At 64.2% G+C, this 16,838-nt stretch carries 13 protein-coding genes; 4 read left to right on the top strand and 9 right to left on the bottom strand.

Annotation, left to right across the window (positions count from 1 at the left end; all coding sequences use genetic code 11):
* Position 1: 1 nt before the first annotated feature.
* Genes narI through ACVNHC_RS11110 form a run of 5 tightly spaced genes read right to left on the bottom strand, consistent with a single transcriptional unit; the run spans position 2 to position 9,461 of the window.
* Positions 2-712 (bottom strand): respiratory nitrate reductase subunit gamma, encoded by a 711-nt coding sequence (narI, locus tag ACVNHC_RS11090; RefSeq protein WP_209004970.1) that lies wholly within the window; start codon positions 710-712, stop codon positions 2-4.
* Complete coding sequence (gene narJ / locus ACVNHC_RS11095) at positions 712-1,419, bottom strand: nitrate reductase molybdenum cofactor assembly chaperone (RefSeq protein ID WP_457167292.1); 708 nt, start codon at positions 1,417-1,419, stop codon at positions 712-714. Before narJ ends, narI begins: the two co-directional genes overlap by 1 nt.
* Complete coding sequence (gene narH / locus ACVNHC_RS11100) at positions 1,416-2,939, bottom strand: nitrate reductase subunit beta (RefSeq protein ID WP_026355996.1); 1,524 nt, start codon at positions 2,937-2,939, stop codon at positions 1,416-1,418. The genes narJ and narH overlap by 4 nt, the downstream gene beginning before the upstream one ends.
* On the bottom strand, positions 2,936-6,685 hold the full coding sequence (locus ACVNHC_RS11105) for a nitrate reductase subunit alpha (RefSeq protein WP_457167293.1): 3,750 nt from the start codon (positions 6,683-6,685) through the stop codon (positions 2,936-2,938). The genes narH and ACVNHC_RS11105 overlap by 4 nt, the downstream gene beginning before the upstream one ends.
* A 22-nt stretch (positions 6,686-6,707) precedes the next feature.
* Positions 6,708-9,461: a nitrate/nitrite transporter gene (locus ACVNHC_RS11110; protein ID WP_457167294.1), complete on the bottom strand. Its 2,754-nt coding sequence runs from the start codon at positions 9,459-9,461 to the stop codon at positions 6,708-6,710.
* A gap of 220 nt (positions 9,462-9,681) precedes the next feature.
* Between ACVNHC_RS11110 and ACVNHC_RS11115 the strand changes: the two genes are divergently transcribed.
* Positions 9,682-10,380 carry a cyclic nucleotide-binding domain-containing protein gene (locus ACVNHC_RS11115; protein WP_457167295.1) on the top strand — a complete coding sequence of 233 codons (699 nt, stop codon included), beginning with the start codon at positions 9,682-9,684 and terminating at the stop codon, positions 10,378-10,380.
* 24 nt (positions 10,381-10,404) lie between these two features.
* On the opposite strand, the gene ACVNHC_RS11120 is transcribed toward ACVNHC_RS11115, so the two are convergent.
* The 4 genes from ACVNHC_RS11120 to mog all read right to left on the bottom strand — a co-directional run bounded on the left by ACVNHC_RS11120 (position 10,405) and on the right by mog (position 13,866).
* Positions 10,405-11,100: an NnrU family protein gene (locus ACVNHC_RS11120; RefSeq protein ID WP_457167296.1), complete on the bottom strand. Its 696-nt coding sequence runs from the start codon at positions 11,098-11,100 to the stop codon at positions 10,405-10,407.
* Positions 11,097-11,726: a UbiX family flavin prenyltransferase gene (locus ACVNHC_RS11125; RefSeq protein ID WP_457167297.1), complete on the bottom strand. Its 630-nt coding sequence runs from the start codon at positions 11,724-11,726 to the stop codon at positions 11,097-11,099. The genes ACVNHC_RS11120 and ACVNHC_RS11125 overlap by 4 nt, the downstream gene beginning before the upstream one ends.
* Positions 11,723-13,228 (bottom strand): UbiD family decarboxylase, encoded by a 1,506-nt coding sequence (locus ACVNHC_RS11130; RefSeq protein ID WP_457167298.1) that lies wholly within the window; start codon positions 13,226-13,228, stop codon positions 11,723-11,725. Before ACVNHC_RS11130 ends, ACVNHC_RS11125 begins: the two co-directional genes overlap by 4 nt.
* 104 nt (positions 13,229-13,332) lie before the next feature.
* Positions 13,333-13,866, bottom strand: a complete 534-nt coding sequence (mog, locus tag ACVNHC_RS11135; RefSeq protein WP_122520804.1) for a molybdopterin adenylyltransferase — start codon at positions 13,864-13,866, stop codon at positions 13,333-13,335.
* A 193-nt stretch (positions 13,867-14,059) separates the two neighbouring features.
* Here mog and ACVNHC_RS11140 point away from each other — a divergent pair, with 193 nt between their 5' ends.
* The 3 genes from ACVNHC_RS11140 to ACVNHC_RS11150 all read left to right on the top strand — a co-directional run bounded on the left by ACVNHC_RS11140 (position 14,060) and on the right by ACVNHC_RS11150 (position 16,836).
* Complete coding sequence (locus ACVNHC_RS11140) at positions 14,060-14,542, top strand: c-type cytochrome (protein WP_050473032.1); 483 nt, start codon at positions 14,060-14,062, stop codon at positions 14,540-14,542.
* 12 nt (positions 14,543-14,554) lie between these two features.
* A complete protein-coding gene (locus tag ACVNHC_RS11145) occupies positions 14,555-15,913 on the top strand; it encodes a cbb3-type cytochrome c oxidase subunit I (RefSeq protein WP_457167299.1) in 1,359 nt (452 codons plus the stop codon).
* Between the two features lie 116 nt (positions 15,914-16,029).
* Positions 16,030-16,836, top strand: coding sequence for a CbbQ/NirQ/NorQ/GpvN family protein (locus ACVNHC_RS11150; RefSeq protein ID WP_122521507.1), 807 nt, complete (start codon positions 16,030-16,032; stop codon positions 16,834-16,836).
* Positions 16,837-16,838 lie beyond the last annotated feature (2 nt).

The raw sequence follows: 16,838 nt of genomic DNA on the forward strand, positions 1-16,838 counted from the left end.
GTCACTCTCCCGGCACATGGGCGGACTGGCGGCGCGAGCGCACCACCTGATAGCCCGGCCGCCACAGATAGCGCACCGGCGCGGACAGCATGTGCACCAGGCGGGTGAAGGGGAAGAGCAGGAAGATGGTCAGCCCCAGCGCCAGATGCAGCTTGAAGATCCAGTTCACATCCGAAATGTGAGCCGCAGCATTCGCCTCGAAGGTGAAGATGCCCTGCGCCCAGGCCATGAACTTCGTCATTTCGTGCCCGTCCAGATGCTGCAGCGAGACGAAGATGGTGCCAAGCCCCAGCAGCAGCTGGGCCATGAGCAGGATCAGGATGCCCGTGTCGGCAAAGCTGGAATTGGCGGCGATGCGCGGGTCCATCAGCCGCCGGTGCAGCAGCATCAGGCCGCCTGCAAGCGCCATGACACCAGCCACACCACCGGCCACCACGGCCAGGATCTGCTTGGCGCCGTGGCTGATGCCGAGCGCATCAAAGATCCAGATCGGCGTCAGCAGGCCGAAGAGATGGCCGAAGAAGATGACCAGCACGCCCACATGGAACAGCACCGAACCGATGACCAGCTGCCTGCGGCGCAGAAGCTGGCTGGACGAGCTTTTCCAGGTGAAGGGATCGCGCTCATAGCGGGCGATAGAGCCAATGACGAGCACCGACAGGGCGATATAGGGAAAGATGCCGAAGACAAAATTGTGCATGTGAGCCTCCATCATCCGGCAGCACCAGCCGCTGCGGGCCGGGCCGGTTGATCCATACGGGAGAGCATGTCGCGGACCTGCGGACAGCCTGCATTGGGGTCCGGGCCGAAGGTGACCTGCGTTTCCTCCCAGACCGCATCAAGGGCTGCGAGATCCTGCGGGTCATCCTCGGGCGCCGCCATCAGCGCCTCGACGGCGCCTTCCGCTGCGGCCGTGCCGGAGAGGGCCTCAAGCGCGGCAAAGACGGCTGCATAGGGGCTTTCGCGGCCCGACAGGCGGCGCTGCAGCACCGCCAGGATCGGAGCGGCATCAGCTAGGATAGCGCGTGCTTCCGCAGCAGGCTGGGCCGCCAGGAACTCCAGCAGAACCGGCAGGTGATCGGGCAGTTCGCCCGTCACCGGCTCGAAGCCGCCAGCCCGGTAGGTCTCCAGCAGATCCACCATGGCGCTGCCCCGGTCCCGGCTTTCGCCGTGCACATGCTCGAACAGGTTCAGCGACAGGCTGCGGCTGCGGTCGAAGAGCCCGACATAGGTCTCCTGCAGATCGTAGATGTCACCCTCTGCCAGTCCGCCGCACAGGGCGGCGAGCTGGCGCCGGGCAAGGGCGGTGAGGCGGCTGTCTGCCACCAGAACCGCTGTGATCTCGGGCATTGCTGCCTGAAGCTCCGTGGAGGGATAGGTCAGGAGCAGCGAGAGGGCTTTCAGGGAACGGTCCATCATTGCACCTCCTCCGGCATGCGCAAGGGGCGCTTGGACGCGCCGAAGAGCGAGGTCTTCGAGATGCCCGTGGAGCAGCCGTTGCCATCGGTGAAGCCGCAGCCGCCCTTGAGGTCATAGGCCTCTTCCACCTGTTCGCGGTGGGTGGTGGGGATGACGAAACGGTCCTCGTAATCGGCGATGGCCATGATCTTGTACATGTCCTCGATCATGGCGGCGGAGAGGCCCACCTTTTCCGCGATGCCCTCATCGATGATGCCGTCGATGGTCTTGGCCCGCATGTAGGCGCGCATGGCCAGCATCCGCTCCAGTGCCTGCACCACCGGCGCCTCGTCACCTGCCGTCAGCATGTTGGCGAGGTAGCGCACGGGGATACGCAGGGAGCGCACGTCCGGCATTTCGCCATCCGTGCCGATCTTGCCGGCCTGAGCGGCGTTCTGGATCGGCGAGAGCGGCGGGATGTACCAGACCATCGGCAGGGTGCGGTATTCTGGGTGGAGCGGGAAGGCCACCTTCCAGTCCATCGCCATCTTCCAAACCGGACTTTCCTGCGCAGCCTTGATCCAGTCCTCCGGAATGCCCGCCTTGCGCGCTTCGGCGATCACCGCCGGGTCATTGGGATCAAGGAAGACGCCCAGCTGGGCGTCGTAGAGATCCTGCTCGTTCTCCACGGAAGCTGCTTCAAGGATGCGGTCCGCGTCATAGAGCATCACACCGATGTAGCGGATGCGGCCGACGCAGGTTTCCGAGCAGATGGTCGGATTGCCGCTTTCGATGCGCGGATAGCACAGGGTGCACTTCTCCGACTTGCCGGTGGACCAGTTGTAATAGACCTTCTTGTAGGGGCAGCCGGAGACGCACATGCGCCAGCCCCGGCACTTTTCCTGATCGATCAGGACGATGCCGTCTTCCTCGCGCTTGTAGATCGCGCCCGAGGGGCACGAAGCTGCACAGGCCGGATTGAGGCAATGCTCGCACAGGCGCGGCAGATACATCATGAAGGTGTTCTCGTACTCGCCGTAGATCTCCTTCTGCACGCCCTCGAAATTGTAGTCCTTGCTGCGCTTGGAGAATTCGCCGCCGAGGATTTCCTCCCAGTTCGGCCCCTTCTCGATCTTCTCCATCCGCTCGCCGGTGATCTTCGAACGCGGGCGGGCGGTGGGGAAGGCCTTCATTTCCGGCGCGGACTTCAGGTGGTCGTAGTCGAAGTCGAAGGGCTCGTAATAGTCATCGATCTCCGGCAGGTCCGGATTGGCGAAGATATTGGCGAGGATGCGCCACTTCGCCCCCTGCTTCGGCTGCAGCTTGCCGGAGCGGCTGCGGGTCCAGCCGCCGTTCCAGCGCTTCTGGTTTTCCCAGTCGGTCGGATAACCGGTGCCGGGCTTGGTTTCCACGTTGTTGAACCAGGCGTATTCGACGCCATCGCGGGTGGTCCAGACGTTCTTGCAGGTGACGGAACAGGTGTGGCACCCGATGCACTTGTCGAGGTTCAGCACCATGCCGATTTGAGCGCGAATTTTCATTCCGCAGCCTCCTTGTGGATGGCGGTTGCGCTGGCGGGTTCGTCAAGCCAGTCGACCTTGTTCATCTTGCGGACGATGACGAACTCGTCCCGGTTCGAGCCGACGGTGCCGTAGTAGTTGAAGCCGTAGCTCTGCTGGGCGTAGCCGCCGATCATGTGGGTGGGCTTGAGCGTGGCGCGGGTGACCGAGTTATGGATGCCGCCGCGCAGGCCGGTCTTCTCCGAGCCCGGCGTGTTCACGATCTTCTCCTGGGCGTGATACATGAAGAGCGTGCCGTCCTTCATGCGCTGGGAGACGACCGCACGGGCCGTCAGCGCCCCGTTCGAGTTGTAGACCTCGACCCAGTCATTGTCGGCGATGCCCGCCTTCTTCGCATCGCGCTCCGACAGCCAGACCACCGGGCCGCCGCGGTTCAGCGTCAGCATCAGCAGGTTGTCGGAATAGGTGGAGTGGATGCCCCACTTCTGATGCGGCGTGATGAAGTTCAGCACGATATGCGGCCGGCCATCGCGGGCGCTGTCATTCACCTCCGGGGTGATGGTCTTCAGGTCCACCGGCGGCCGGTACTGGCAGAAGCCCTCACCGAAGGCGCGCATCCACAGGTGATCCTGATAGAGCTGCTGACGGCCGGTCAGCGTGCGCCAGGGGATCAGCTCATGCACGTTGGTATAGCCGGCGTTGTAGCAGACCTCCTCGCTCTCGATGCCCGACCAGGTGGGCGAGGAGATGATCTTGCGCGGCTGGGCGGCGATGTCGCGGAAGCGGATCTTCTCGTCTTCCTTCTTCGCCGCCAGATGCGCATGCTCGCGGCCAGTGGCCTTGGACAGGGCGTCCCAGGCCTTCACGGCCACTTCGCCATTGGTCTCCGGCGCCAGCATCAGGATCACCTCGCAGGCGTCGATGGCGGTGTCGATGCGGGCAAGGCCCTTGGCCGTGCCGTCCCGGTGCTCGCCGTTCAGCGCCTTGAGGTGATGCACCTCGTGCTTGGTATCCCAGGCAATGCCCTTGCCGCCGTTGCCCACCTTTTCCATGAGGGGGCCAAGGGCGGTGAAGCGGTCGTGGATGGCGGTATAGTCACGTTCCACAGCGATATAGGCCGGAGCCGTCCTGCCGGGGATGAGATCACATTCGCCTTTCTTCCAGTCCCGCACATCGGTCTGGGCAAGTTCCGCCGCCGTGTCATGCAGCAGCGGCAGGGCCACCACATCGGTTTCCTTGCCGAGAACCTCCGGCGCGACCTCCTGGAATTGCTTCGCGATGGACTTGAAGATTTCCCAGTCGGAGCGGCTTTCATAGGCCGGGTCCACCGCTGCCTGCAGCGGATGGATGAAGGGGTGCATGTCCGAGGTGTTCAGATCGTCCTTCTCGTACCAGGAGGCCGTCGGCAGCACGATGTCGGAATAGACCGCCGTCGTCGACATGCGGAAGTCGATGCAGACGAGGAGGTCGAGTTTGCCCTTTGGCGCCTCGCCGTGCCAGACGGCTTCCACCGGCTTGACGCCGCCTTCCTCGCCCAGATCCTTGCCGAGCACGCCGTGATCGGTGCCCAGAAGGTGCTTGAGGAAATACTCGTGCCCCTTGCCGCTGGAACCCAGCAGGTTGGAGCGCCAGACGAAGAGGTTGCGCGGCCAGTTCTCCGGGGCATCCGGGTCCTCGCAGGACATCTGCAGCGAGCCATCCTTGAGGCCGCGCGCCACATAGTCCTTTGCCTCCATGCCTTCCGCCCTGGCAGCACGGCCCACCTCCAGCGGGTTCTGCTTCAGCTGCGGGGCGGATGGCAGCCAGCCCATCCGCTCGGCGCGGATGTTGTAGTCGATGAGGCTGACATTCCAGTCACCCTCAGGTGCCGTGGGCGAGAGGATTTCGGAGGCCGTCACCGTCTCGTAGCGCCACTGGTCCGTATGGGCATACCAGGCGGAGGTGGAGTTCATGTGGCGCGGCGGGCGGGCCCAGTCGAGCGCGAAGGCAAGCGGTGCCCAGCCGGTCTGCGGACGCAGCTTCTCCTGCCCCACATAATGCGACCAGCCGCCGCCGGACTGGCCGACGCAACCGCACATCACCAGCATGTTGATGATGCCGCGGTAGTTCATGTCCATGTGGTACCAGTGATTGAGACCGGCCCCGAGAATGACCATGGACTTGCCACGGGTCTTCTCCGCATTGCGGGCAAACTCCCGCGCCACATGGATGATCTTGTCGCGCGGCACACCGGTGATGCGCTCGGCCCAGGCCGGGGTGCAGGGCATGTCCTCGTCATAGGAGGAGGTTGCCCAGCTGCCGCCAAGGCCACGGTCAAGGCTGTAATTGGCGCAGAACAGGTCGAACACCGTCGCCACCAGCGCCTCGCCATCCGCCAGCTTCAGCCGCTTCACCGGAATCGCGCGGGTCAGCACATCCGGATGCTGGCAGACCTCGAAAGGCCCGCTGGCCTTGCCGCCGAAATAGGGGAAGTCGACGCTGACCACATCATCCTGGTCCTCTTCCAGCACGAAGGACAGGCGCAGGTCCGTGTCTTCGCCCTGGGCCCGTTCCTCGAGGTTCCAGACGCCCGTTTCGCCCCAGCGGAAGCCGATGGAGCCATTCGGCACGACCATCCGGCCGGACTTGCGGTCATAGGCGACCGTCTTCCAGTCCGGATTGTTGGTCTCGCCCAGCTTGCCGTCGAAGTCATCGGCGCGCAGGAACCGGCCGGGGATCAGCCGCCCGTCCTTTTCCTCCAGCCGCACCAGCATCGGCATGTCGGTGTATTTGCGGGCATAATCCTCGAAATACTCCGCCTGCCGGTCCAGATGGAACTCGCGCAGGATGACGTGGCCCATGGCCATGGCGAGCGCAGAATCCGTGCCCTGCTTGGGCGCAAGCCACACGTCACCGAACTTGGCCGCTTCCGAGTAATCCGGGCAGATAACCGCAGACTTCGCACCGCGGTAGCGGGCCTCCGTGTAGAAGTGCGCATCCGGCGTGCGGGTCTGCGGCACGTTGGAGCCCCACAGCAGCAGGAAGCCGGCATTGTACCAGTCGGCCGATTCCGGCACGTCCGTCTGCTCGCCCCAGGTCATGGGGCTGGCGGGCGGCAGGTCGCAGTACCAGTCGTAGAAGGACATGCAGGTGCCACCCAAAAGGCTCAGATAGCGCGAGCCGGCGGCATAGCTGACCATGGACATGGCCGGGATCGGCGAGAAGCCGAAGATCCGGTCCGGGCCCCAGGTCTTTGCGGTATAGGCATTGGCGGCGGCGATGATCTCCGTCGCCTCGTCCCAGGAGGCCCGCACGAAGCCGCCCTTGCCGCGCGTGGTGACATAGCTTACCCGCAGCACCGGGTCCTGCTGCAGCTTCGTCCAGGCTGCAACGGGGCTCATGGTCTTGCGCAGATCCCGCCAGGCGCGCATCAGGCGGCCCCGGATCAGCGGGTTCTTCACCCGGTTGGCCGAGTAGAGATACCAGCTGTAGGAAGCACCGCGCGCACAGCCGCGCGGCTCATGGTTCGGCAGATCCGGCCGGGTGCGGGGATAGTCGGTCTGCTGGGTTTCCCAGGTGACGATCCCGGACTTGACGTAGATCTTCCACGAGCAGGAGCCCGTGCAGTTGACCCCGTGGGTGGAGCGCACGACCTTGTCGTGGCGCCAGCGGTTCCGGTAGGTCTCTTCCCAGCCGCGGTCTTCGCGCGTCGTCTGGCCGTGGCCTTCCGAGAAGGTGTCCAGCTGTCTGGACTGGAAGAAGTTCAATCGGTCGAGCAGATGGCTCATCTGGCTTTCCTTTCAGGACCGGTCATGCAGGGTGGGCGGCACGGGGCGCCGCACGGCGGGTTTCGATGGCGTGCAGCAGCCCGCCGGGCCGGGTGTAGGCGGCCCAGGTGATGACGAGGCAGATCACGTAGAAGGCGAGGAAGCCCCAGAGCGCGGCCACCGGGCCGCCGGTCATCTCGATGGAGGTGCCGTAGGCCTTGGGGATGAAGAAGGCGCCATAGGCCGCAACCGCACTGGTGAAGGCGATGATGGCAGCGCTTTCCCGCTCCACCTGACGGCGGCGGCTCGCCTCATCCAGTTCCGGCATCAGCCGGGGGATTTCCGAGGCCATGATGGCCGGGATCATCTGGAAGGTGGAGGCATTGCCGACACCGGTGAGGAAGAACAGCGCCATGAAGCAGGCGAAGAAGCCTGTGAAGCTGCCGCCTTCACCACCCTGCGGCAGGAAGCTGATCACCCCGAAGACGGCAATGATCATGCCCGCGAAGGTCCACAGCGTCACCCGCCCGCCGCCGAAGCGGTCGCTGATCCAGCCCGTACCGGCGCGGCTGAGCGCACCGACGAGCGGCCCCAGGAAGACGAACTGCAGCGCATTCACATCCGGGAACTGCAGCTTGGTCAGCAGCGGGAAGCCCGCCGAATAGCCGATGAAGCTGCCGAAGGTGCCGGTATAGAGGATGCACATCAGCCAGTTGTGCTTGCGCGAGAAGATGATGGCCTGTTCGCGGAAGCTCGCCTTGGCATCGGCGATGTCGTTCATGCCAAGCCAGGCCAGGGCGGTGGCTGCCAGAATGAACGGCACCCAGATGAAACCGGCGTTCTGCATGAACAGCTGCGTGCCGTCGCTCAGGGTCTGCGGCGCCCCGCCAAGGACACCGAAGACACCTGTGGTGATGACGGCCGGCACCAGGAACTGCATGACCGAGACACCGAGGTTACCGAGCCCGGCATTCAGGGCCAGCGCGTTGCCCTTCTCCGCCTTGGGGAAGAAGAAGGCGATGTTGGCCATGGAGGAGGCGAAGTTGCCGCCGCCGAAGCCGCACAGCAGCGCCAGCACCAGGAAGATCAGGTAAGGCGTCGAGGGGTCCTGCACCGCATAACCGATGCCCATGGCCGGAAGCAGCAGCGAGGCCGTCGACAGCGCCGTCCAAAGCCGCCCGCCGAAGATCGGCACCATGAAGCTGTAGAAGATGCGCAGCGTTGCCCCCGAGAGGCCCGGCAGGGCTGCCAGCCAGAACAGCTGCGAGGGCGTGAAGTTGAAGCCGATGGCCGGAAGCCGGGCGACCACGACGGACCACACCATCCAGACCGAGAAGGCCAGCAGCAGCGCGGGGATCGAGATCCACAGGTTGCGGCGGGCAACCGCCCTGCCCTTTTCCTGCCAGAACTGCGGATCTTCCGGCCGCCAGTCGTCCAGCACCTTCTTCATGACGGTGCGGTCCGGCTGGTGGATTTCCTGCATTTCCGGCAGGGCGGGCAGCTTGTCGAGTTCCGCGCCATGAGCGGCACGCTCCATCCGGCGGATCGACATGTGCATCCAGCCGAGCGACACGGCCACAAGCAGGAAGAGGAGCGCGAAGCAGCTGGTGTAGATGCCCGTGACATCCAGCAGCGCGCCGAAGGTGATCGGCAGGATGAAGCCGCCGAGACCACCGATCATGCCGACCAGACCGCCGACCGCGCCCACATGCTGCGGGTAATAGACCGGGATGTGCTTGAACACCGCCGCCTTGCCGAGGCTCATGAAGAAGCCGAGGACGAACATGGTGATGACGAAGGGCCACAGGTCCATCTGGGTGGAGAAGGTGATCAGCCCGTCCTTGCCGCGAATGACGTAGTCCGTTGGCGGATAGGACAGCATGAACAGAAGGACCAGCGAGAAGCCGAAGGTCCAGTACATGACCGACCGTGCGCCGAAGCGGTCCGACAGGTGTCCGCCATAGGCGCGGAACAGGGAGGCGGACAGGGAGAAAGCCGCAGCCGCCATGCCGGCCGTCTTCACATCCACGCCGTAGACGGAGATGAGATAATGCGGCATCCACAGGGCCAGCGCGACAAAGGCGCCGAAGACGAAGAAGTAATAGAGCGAGAAGCGCCAGACCTGCAGGTTCTTCAGAGGCGCAAACTGCTCGGCAAGGGACGGTGCCTTCACACCGGACTTGCGGCGCGCCACCAGCTGCGGGTCATCTTCCGCCAGCAGATAGAAGGCGATGCCCATGAGCGCCAGACCTGCCGCCCACACATGGGCAACACCCTGCCAGCCATAGGCCACCATGACGAAGGGCGCGATGAACTTGGTGACCGCCGCCCCGACATTGCCCGCGCCGAAAATGCCGAGCGCCGTGCCCTGATGGCCCGCATCATACCAGCGCGAGACATAGGCAACGCCGATGATGAAGGAGCCGCCGGCAAGGCCGATGCCGAGCGCGGCCAGCAGATACATCGGATAGGTGCTGGCGAAGGTCAGGATCCAGGTGGCCGCTGCCGTCAGCAGCATCTGGGCGGAGAACACCAGCCGCCCGCCGAATCTCTCGGTCCAGACGCCGAGGAACAGGCGCGTCACCGAGCCGGTGAGGATCGGCGTCGCCACGAGCAGGCCGAACTGGAACTCGGAGAGACCCAGCTCGGTCTTGATGGCCACACCAATGATGGAAAAGATCGTCCAGACCGCAAAGCAGGCCGTGAAGGCGATGGTACTGAGTGCAAGCGCACGATTCTGCGCCCCACCCGTTACGGAGGGGGATGTAATCACAGGAAACTCTCCCGGTTCCGGCATCTATTCGCGTCGTGATGCCGAGGGGAGACTGCCAATGACTGCAGATCATAAACTTGACCTGCATCAAAACACTTCACAAGAAGGCCAAAATAAACGAGAAACAAAAACTATTAATACATGTAATTGACGATTTAATACAGACCAATAATTTTAGTTTGACATTGTGATTGACAATTATCAATCAACGAGACACTATTTGCGAAGAAAATTGAGGCGCGACATGAAAACAGCCTATCTGGACGAAATCCGGCAACTCGACCTGTTCCACAGCATGCAGGACGAAAATTTCGAAGCCGTCATGCGTGGCGCCTATGTGCAGTCCTTCCCGCCTCTGGTGGATCTGATCCATGAAGGCGACAGCAGCGATTTTCTGCATGTCATCATTGACGGCAGCGTCGAGCTTTACGCCACATGGTCAGGCAAGGAGACGACAATCAGCATCGTGCGGCCGGTCTCAACCTTCATCATGGCAGCCACCATCCGCAACGCGCCTTATCTGATGTCGGCGAAAACCCTTGAGCGCTCACGCATCGTCATGCTGCCTTCCGAGGACGTGCGCCGCATATTTGATGCCGACAGCGGTTTCGCCCGTGCGGTCGTGCGTGAGCTTGCAACCTGCTACCGGGCCTCGATCAAGCACACCAAGACGCTGAAACTGCGAACCTCGCTGGAGCGGCTTGCCAATTACATTCTGCAGGAAAGTGCCGCCCGCAACGGTGCCGATGCCTATGTGCTTGACCTGGAAAAGCGGAAGCTTGCGTCTCTCCTCGGCATGACGCCGGAGAACATGTCCCGCGCCATCAAGGCCCTGTCACCCTATGGCGTGCATATCGACGGCAGCCGCGTGGTGATCGAAAAGCGCGCAGAGCTGGAGCGCTTTGCAAGGCCCGCGCCCCTTATCGACGATCCATCGTCCTGAGGCAGCCGGGGACTGCAGCCTCTTTCACCCCAGAAAATAGGCATGCAGCGGATCAACGCCGAACAGGACCGGATGCAGCAGCAGCATCAGGTAAAGCAGCGCGACGGCCACACAGCCTCTCAGCACCGTTTCCCGCAGCGGCAGAAGGCAAGCCAGCAAAGGCCTTGCGGCAACGGCTGAATCAAGATCCTGCCAGCGCCCGCCCATCTGCCGCTGTTTGCGCCGGTTCAGCATGCGCATGCCCAGAAACGAGAACGCAAGGAAACTGCCGAACATCAGCACATGCGCGGCATTGCCCTTGACCACGAGATGCGCAAGCGACCAGAGCGCCAGCGCCATCAGCAGCGGATGGCGCGTCAAACGCACAATGCCCGGCCGGGCGGGATCAAACTGCCCGTTGTTCATGCCCCCGAAGGAAAACGGATTTGGGCGCCCGAGCGCAAGCGACGCAATCAGGAACGCGGCCAGCATCAGGGCGAGCGCGAAATAGGCGAGAGCTGGAACCGTGTCCCAGAGATGCACGTAAGGCGCACGCCCGGCCGCACCAATCACCCAGGCCAGCAGCAGCAGGGAGAGTGCCGAATAAGCCAGGGTGAAGCCGCGCGGCCCCAGTGTTGCGACACATGTTGAGCGGACCACCGGAATGGTTGGTATCCGGTGTGCGAGCAGGAACACCATGAAGGCAAGAATGAACTCGCCGGCGCCAAGAACAGCACTCATTCCTCAGTCCTCCGCAGACCGCCAGCGCCAGCGGTCCTGACCTCGTCATGTGCAGGCCGCGTCTCTCCCCCCGTCCACGCCGCCGCACGCGGCGGGCCGAGGCGCAGGAGATCGATGGCGCGGGCGGCAATCTGGGCGGTCACCTCGTCAAGGCTTGCCGGGCGCAGATAGAAGGCCGGAACCGGCGGCAGGATGATGCCGCCCATTTCGGTGACCAGCGTCATGTTGCGCAGATGGGCAAGCGTGAGCGGGGCTTCGCGCGCCAGCAGCACCAGCGGGCGGCGCTCCTTCAGCTGCACCGAGGCCGCCCGCACCAGCAGATTGTCATCCAGCCCATGGGCAATGGCCGCAAGGCTGCGCATGGAACAGGGCGCCACGATCATGCCGTCCACGGGGAAGGAACCGGAGGCAATGCGCACGCCCACGTCATCAGCCGGATGCCGGCGGGCAGCCAGAGCGGAGAGGCTTTCCAATGCGCCTGCCCCGCATTCCAGCGCCAGCGTGCGCTCCGCTGCCGGGCTCGTCACCAGATCGAAGCCGATGGACCGGGCCGCAAGCTCCCGCGCCGCTGCCAGAGCCAATGCCGCGCCCGATGCCCCCGAGACGCCCAGAACCACGTGGCTCATGACAGGCCCTCCGCCGCCAGAATGCGCTGAGCGGCAGCCTCGGCCGCAGCGCTCAGCTTCATCACCGTGCCGAAGAGGCGCTGGGTTTCAGAGCCAATCTTCACCGTAGCATCAAGCCCGATCTTGCCAGCCAGTCCATCGAGGGGCGAGGCAAAGTCGAGGTAATCCATCGGCGTGCGGTCGAAGATCATGCTGTCGCGGGCCGGGTCATAGCGGGTGGCGAGCGCCCAGGCGATGTCATCCCAATTGCGCGGATCGATATCCTCATCCACCACCACGACCATCTTGGTGTAGCTGAACTGCGGCAGCATGCCCCACAGGGCCATCATCACCCGCCGCGCCTGCCCCGGATAGCGCTTGGCGATGCTGACCACGGCCATGCGGTAGGAGCAGGCAGCCGGCGGCAGCCACAGATCGCGCACCTCCGGGATTTGCTGGCGGATGACCGGCAGGGCCAGATCATTGAAGACCTCGCCGATAACCGAGGGCTCATCCGGCGGACGGCCGGTCCAGGTGGAGAGGTACAGCGGATCGCGCCGGTGGGTGATGGCGCTGACGGTCAGGACGGGAAAAGGCTCGACCGAATTATAGTAGCCCGTGTGATCGCCGAAGGGGCCTTCGGGCGCCGTATCGCCCGGCTGCACCCAGCCTTCGATGATGATTTCCGCATCCGCGGGAACCAGCATGGGAATGCTGCGGGCAGGCACGAGACGGGTGCGCGCCCCGCGCAGCACACCGGAAAAGGCAAGTTCCGAAACGGTTTCCGGCAGGGGCAAGGCAGCCCCCAGCAAGAGCGCGGGATCGGCGCCCAGCACGACCGCCACCGGCATCGGCTTGCCGCGCCCGGCATCAGCGTTCATGTAGCTGCGGTGATGGGCGGCCCCGCCGCGATGGGCGAGCCAGCGCAGGATCATCCTGCCGCTGTCCAGCACCTGCGCCCGGTAGACCCCTGCGTTATAGGCGGCCGTATCCGTCAGCGCCGAACCTTCCGGCCGGGTCAGAACCACCGGCCAGGTCACCAGCGGCCCGCCGTCTTCCGGCCAGCAGGTCTGCACGGGAAGAAGCGCAAGATCGGGCTCTTTCATCACCTCGTCCTGCACCGGCGCCCGGCTGGTCAGCCTCGGCCGGTTGCGCAGGGCAGCGGCCAGGTGCGGCCAGCGCGAGAGCGCATCCCGCACCCCGTCCGGCGGCACCGGATTGCGCAGGGCCGCCAGAAACTGGCCCAGCGCCGGAATATCCGTAAGCCCCACGCCCAGCCCCGCCGCCACCCGCTCCCGCGTGCCGAAGAGATTGGCGACGACCGGCACCGGGCTGATCCGCCCGTCTGCATGCACCGGCGCATCGAATTGCAGCACCGGCCCGCCCTTCAGCAGCACCTGCCGGTGCACCGCCGTCATTTCCTCGGCCAGAGCGACAGGCGAGGCAATGCGCCGGAACGTGCCTTCCCCGGCACACCAGCCAAGGAAGGAGCGGAGATCGGGAAAGGCAGGAAGCGTGCGCATGAGGGCCCGGGTAAAAGATTGCAAAAGACTGCAAAAGACTGGCAAGGCTTAGCAGCCCTCCTGCCCCCGAAGGTTGATGCGCATCAATCTGGCGGAAGGGAAGTTCACGCCCCCTTCGGACGGAAGGCCGCGACCACATCCGGGTTGGTTTCGATGCGGGCCGCACCGATGAGGTCGAGGCAATAGGGAACGGCGGCAAAGATGGCATTGAGCGACGTTGCGATGGCCGCAGGCTTGCCCGGCAGCGTGATGATGAGGCTGGCGCCGCGCGTCACGGCCTCCTGACGGGAGAGAATCGCGGTCGGCACTTCGGCAAGATTGGCCCGGCGCATGGTCTCGCCGAAGCCCGGCAGATGCCGCTCGGCAATGAGGCTGACGCCTTCCGGCGTCTGGTCGCGCGGTGCTGGGCCTGTTCCGCCCGTCACGAGAATGAGACTGCAGCGCTCCACATCGCACAGCGCCTGCAGCGTTGCCGCAACGCTGTCCGCACCATCCGGAATGAGCCGGCACACCACTTCAAACGGCGGCAGCACCGCTTCCTTCAGCCAATCGAAGATGGCCGGTCCGCTGAGGTCCTGATAGGTGCCCGCACTCGCCCGGTCGGAGACGGTGACAATGGCAATCTTGGGCAGGGGCATGGGGTCTGTCCCTCTTGAAAATCATCTGCGGGATAAGGCTTAGCATTGCGGGCGAGTGGCCAGTTTGCGTCCGCGCAAAGTGATATGCAACCTGCAAGGACGCTGAAGTTTGTTCCGCAACAACGTCCCCCGCCCCCGAAGACCTTAGCTGTGAGCCCACCGCTGGCAATCGCCAATAACGGGAGACCACAGCATGTCATCACCTCATGAACCGCACCGGCCGCCTGCCGGGCGTTTCACGAAATCGGCCGCACGCAACATCTTCTACGGCGGGTCGATCTTCTTCTTCCTTGTCTTCGTCGGGCTCACCGCCCAGAGCCACTGGCACATCGTCACCAAGTCCACGGACGAGGCAACACTGACCGAGGGCGTCATCCGCGGCAAGCACGTGTGGGAAAAGCACGCCTGCGTCAACTGCCACTCGATCCTCGGTGAGGGCGCCTATTTCGCGCCTGAAGTCGGCAACGTCTGGGTCCGCTATGGCGGCAAGGACGATCCGCAGGCGGCCCGCGAGGGGCTGATTGCCTGGATGCAGGCCCAGCCTTCCGGCATCGAGGGCCGCCGCCAGATGCCGCAGTTTCACCTGACCGATCAGGAACTGAACGACCTCGTCGATTTCCTCGAATGGACCAGCCGCATCGACACCCAGGGCTGGCCGCCCAATGACGCGGGCTGAGGAGGGACAATCATGAAATACGCTTCCCAAAGAGTGGCCTACTGGTACTTCGTCTGTGCCATGATCCTGTTCGGCGTGCAGATCGCCGCGGGCGCTCTCGCCGGCACGGTCTATGTGCTGCCGAACACCCTGTCCGAACTGATGCCCTTCAACATCATCCGCATGATCCACACCAACGCGCTGATCGTGTGGCTGCTGATGGGCTTCTTCGGCTGCGCCTATTATCTGGTGCCGGAAGAGGCGGAACGGGACATCGAAAGCCCGCTGCTGGCCTATGTCCAGCTTGGCCTGCTGATGTTCGGCGCGCTTGCCGCCGTCATCGGCTATACGCAGGGCATCCATGAGGGGCGCGAGTTCCTGGAGCAGCCGCTCTGGATCAAGATCGCCATCGTCGTGGTGGCGCTGATCTTCCTCTACAACGTCTCCATGACCGTACTGAAGGGCCGCCGCACCGCCGTCACCAGCGTGCTGCTGCTGGGCCTTTGGGGCATCGCCGTCTTCTGGCTCTTTGCCTTCTATGCGCCGGACAATCTGTCGCTGGACAAGGTCTACTGGTGGTACATCGTCCATCTGTGGGTGGAAGGCGTGTGGGAACTGGTGATGGCTTCGGTCCTTGCCTTCCTGCTGATCAAGATGACCGGCGTCGACCGGGAAGTGATCGAGAAGTGGCTCTATTCCATCGTCGGCCTTGCCCTCTTCTCGGGGCTTCTGGGCACCGGCCACCACTACTACTGGATCGGCGCGCCGGGCTACTGGCAGTGGGTGGGATCGATCTTCTCCGCCCTTGAGATTGCCCCCTTCTTCGCCATGGTCATCTTCGCCTTCTCCATGGTGTTCAAGGGCCGCAAGGACCATCCGAACCGGGCGGCCATGCTGTGGTCGCTGGGCTGCACGGTGGGGGCCTTCTTCGGGGCGGGCGTCTGGGGCTTCCTGCACACCCTGTCTTTCGTGAACTACTACACCCACGGCACGCAGGTGACGGCCGCACACGGGCACCTCGCCTTCTATGGCGCCTATGTGATGCTGAACCTCGCGCTCATCAGCTATGCCATGCCCTATCTGCGTGGCAAGGCGCCCTATCACCAGACGCTGAACATCATCTCCTTCTGGATCATGAGCGGCGCCATGATGGTGATGACCTTTGCCCTCACCTTCGCCGGTGCGGTGCAGGTGCATCTGCAGCGGGTGATGGGCATGTCCTACATGGACGTGCAGGACGAGATCGCCCCGTTCTACTGGGTGCGCCTCGGCTCCGGCGTGCTGGTGCTGATTGCAGCGCTGATGTTCCTCTGGTCCGTCTTCGGCCCCGTCCGTGACCGGCGGGTGGCCGCCCAGCGAAAGGCTCAGACAGCAGTCCAGCCTGCGGAATGAGCCTTGCTCCGGGCGCGGTGGTGGGCCGCGCCCGGAGCCCCCTTCACGCCAGAGCCGTGATCCCAAAGCCGTGAGCCCAGAGACGCGAGCCCAGAGACGCAAGCAAGGAGATCTTCATGACCGTCCCGCACTCCATGCCAGCAGCATCCGCTGCGCCCTTCTACGCCGCTTCGGGCAACGAATGCCTGCTGTTCGAGCAGGCCTACCGCAACCGCCTGCCGGTGCTGCTGAAAGGGCCGACCGGCTGCGGCAAGACCCGTTTCGTCGCTCATATGGCCGAACGCCTTGGCCGCCCGCTCTATACGGTTGCCTGTCACGACGACCTGACCGCCGCCGACCTGACCGGCCGCTATCTGCTGAAAGGCGGGGAAACCGTCTGGGCCGATGGCCCGCTGACCCGTGCCATCCGCGAGGGCGCGATCCTTTATCTCGACGAGGTGGTGGAGGCGCGCAAGGATGTGACCGTAGTGCTGCATCCCGTCACCGACGACCGCCGCATCCTGCCGCTGGAGCGCACCGGCGAAATGCTGAGCGCCCCTCCGGAGTTCATGCTCGTGATCTCCTACAATCCCGGCTACCAGAATGTGCTGAAGGCCCTGAAACCCTCCACCCGCCAGCGCTTCATCGCGCTGGAGTTCGGCTATCCCGATCCGGACACGGAAGCGGCCATCGTCTCGGCCGAAAGCGGTCTGCCGAAGGACCGCTGCGTACCGCTGGTGCGCGTCGCCAATGCCCTGCGCGACCTCAAGGGCCAGGACGTGGAGGAAGGCGCTTCCACCCGGCTTCTCGTCTATGCCGCGACACTGATCCGCGCCGGAGTAAAACCCGCCGCCGCGCTGGAAGCTGCCCTGCTGCAGCCGCTCAGCGATGATGCCGATGTGCAGGCGGCGCTGGCACGGGTGGCGGAACTCGCACTGGGGTGAGA

This window comes from Pannonibacter sp. Q-1, assembly GCF_054073275.1.

What these genes read in the sequence shown, in the direction of transcription:
- narI (WP_209004970.1), bottom strand. Translation starts at nt 712, where the DNA reads ATGGAGGCTCACATGCACAATTTTGTCTTCGGCATCTTTCCCTATATC.
- narJ (WP_457167292.1), bottom strand. Translation starts at nt 1,419, where the DNA reads ATGATGGACCGTTCCCTGAAAGCCCTCTCGCTGCTCCTGACCTATCCC.
- narH (WP_026355996.1), bottom strand. Translation starts at nt 2,939, where the DNA reads ATGAAAATTCGCGCTCAAATCGGCATGGTGCTGAACCTCGACAAGTGC.
- ACVNHC_RS11105 (WP_457167293.1), bottom strand. Translation starts at nt 6,685, where the DNA reads ATGAGCCATCTGCTCGACCGATTGAACTTCTTCCAGTCCAGACAGCTG.
- ACVNHC_RS11110 (WP_457167294.1), bottom strand. Translation starts at nt 9,461, where the DNA reads ATGCCGGAACCGGGAGAGTTTCCTGTGATTACATCCCCCTCCGTAACG.
- ACVNHC_RS11115 (WP_457167295.1), top strand. Translation starts at nt 9,682, where the DNA reads ATGAAAACAGCCTATCTGGACGAAATCCGGCAACTCGACCTGTTCCAC.
- ACVNHC_RS11120 (WP_457167296.1), bottom strand. Translation starts at nt 11,100, where the DNA reads ATGAGTGCTGTTCTTGGCGCCGGCGAGTTCATTCTTGCCTTCATGGTG.
- ACVNHC_RS11125 (WP_457167297.1), bottom strand. Translation starts at nt 11,726, where the DNA reads ATGAGCCACGTGGTTCTGGGCGTCTCGGGGGCATCGGGCGCGGCATTG.
- ACVNHC_RS11130 (WP_457167298.1), bottom strand. Translation starts at nt 13,228, where the DNA reads ATGCGCACGCTTCCTGCCTTTCCCGATCTCCGCTCCTTCCTTGGCTGG.
- mog (WP_122520804.1), bottom strand. Translation starts at nt 13,866, where the DNA reads ATGCCCCTGCCCAAGATTGCCATTGTCACCGTCTCCGACCGGGCGAGT.
- ACVNHC_RS11140 (WP_050473032.1), top strand. Translation starts at nt 14,060, where the DNA reads ATGTCATCACCTCATGAACCGCACCGGCCGCCTGCCGGGCGTTTCACG.
- ACVNHC_RS11145 (WP_457167299.1), top strand. Translation starts at nt 14,555, where the DNA reads ATGAAATACGCTTCCCAAAGAGTGGCCTACTGGTACTTCGTCTGTGCC.
- ACVNHC_RS11150 (WP_122521507.1), top strand. Translation starts at nt 16,030, where the DNA reads ATGACCGTCCCGCACTCCATGCCAGCAGCATCCGCTGCGCCCTTCTAC.